Source organism: Cellulomonas olei (assembly GCF_039548315.1).
Taxonomy (GTDB): domain Bacteria; phylum Actinomycetota; class Actinomycetes; order Actinomycetales; family Cellulomonadaceae; genus Cellulomonas.
On the sequence record NZ_JBCLVN010000091.1, the window covers coordinates 1 to 1,544 of the forward strand.

A 1,544-nucleotide genomic window follows, 5' to 3' on the forward strand; every position below is an offset into this window, starting at 1 on the left:
TCTGCGCGATCTCCCGGATGCTCGCGCCCATCTGCTCGGCGCCGGCGGCGACCGTCTGCACGTTGCGGGACACCTGCTCCGCGGCAGCCGCGACGACCCCCGCCTGCGCGGACGTCTCGTCGGAGCCGGCCACCACCTGGTTGGACGCCGCGGACAGCTCCTCCGCCGCCGCGGCCACGGTGTGCGCGGTCTCCGCGACGCCCGCCACCAGCGCCCGCAGGCTCCGCTGGGTGCGCTCGAGGTCGACCGCGAGCCGGCCGAGCTCGTCGCCGCCCGTCACGCCCGAGGGCACGGTCAGGTCGCCGTCCCCGGCCGCGGCCAGGCTGCGGGACACCCCGCCGAGCCGGCGCACGATGCCGCGCGCGACCGCCACCGCCAGGGCGGCCGCCGCGAGCGCGCCGAGGACGGCGACGAGCACGGTCGCCAGCACGGAGCGCTCCGCGACCGCGTCGGTCTCGGCGGCCAGCGCCTCCGCCTGCTCGCCCTGGGCCGCGGTCTCGACCTGGAGGGCGTCCATGACCGCGGTGGTCAGCGGCCGGATCGTCTCGTCGAAGTACGCCGCGAACCCGGCGTCGTCCCCCTCGTCGGCCAGCGGGAACAGCGTGTCCTGCGCGGCCGCGTAGTACGCGTCCAGCGCGGCGACGATCGCGTCGACCTGCGCCCCGTCGACGGCGCCCGCCCGGTACTCGTCGAGCTGGGCGTCCAGGTCCTGCTGGCGCTCGGTCAGCTCCTGCAGCAGGGTCGCGCGGGTCTCGTCGTCGGCGATGCCGTACTGGATCACGCGGGCGCGGTCGCCCTGGTAGGACCGCTGGATCTCCGTGAGCTGCTGGAGCGGGACGACGTTGCCCGCGTACATCTCGGCGGCGTCCGCCCGCACGGTCCGCAGCGAGCCGACCGCGACGGCCGTCACGACGGCGGTCATGGCCGCCATCACGGCGACGGCGGTCATGATCTTGACGAGGACGGGCCGGTCGGCCCAGAGCCTGCGGGGGGTGGCGTCGTGCTGCGCGCTCATCGTGGTCGGGTCGCCCTTCGGGTACGGAGTCGGTCGCCCCACCTATCGGCGGCGCACGGCGGGACCGAAGCGCTTTCCGCCGCACGGTGCGCGGGTGCCGGGCCGTCGACGAGCGCGGCGGGAGCACGACGAGCGCCCCGGGGAGCGGGCTCCCCGGGGCGCTCGTCGCACGGGCCTAGAGGCGGAACCCGCCGACCTGCGCGCGCAGGTCCTCCGACATCCGGGCGAGCTCGGCGATGGCCCCGCCCATCTGGTTGAGCGTCTGGCTGGCCTCGGAGGCCGCGGAGGCGACGCCGGTGATGTTCGTGGCGATCTCTCCCGAGCCCGTCGCGGCCTCGGCCACCGAGCGGGACATCTCGTTCGTGGTCGCCGTCTGCTCCTCCACCGCACTCGCGATGGTGAGCTGGTAGTCGTTGATGCTCGCGATGATCTGGGAGATCTCCCCGATCGCCGCCACCGCACCCGTGGTGTCGCCCTGGATCGCCTCCACCCGCCGGGCGATGTCCTCGGTCGCCTTCGCGGTCTCCTG

General features: G+C 75.4%; 1 protein-coding gene and 1 pseudogene. Both read right to left on the minus strand.

What is annotated here, in order from left to right; genetic code table 11:
• A partial coding sequence (locus AAHH18_RS17985) for a methyl-accepting chemotaxis protein (protein ID WP_343302560.1) occupies positions 1-1,015 on the minus strand: 1,015 nt, incomplete at its 3' end.
• A 175-nt stretch (positions 1,016-1,190) separates the two neighbouring features.
• A pseudogene (locus AAHH18_RS17990) lies at positions 1,191-1,544 on the minus strand (methyl-accepting chemotaxis protein); the annotation flags it as partial.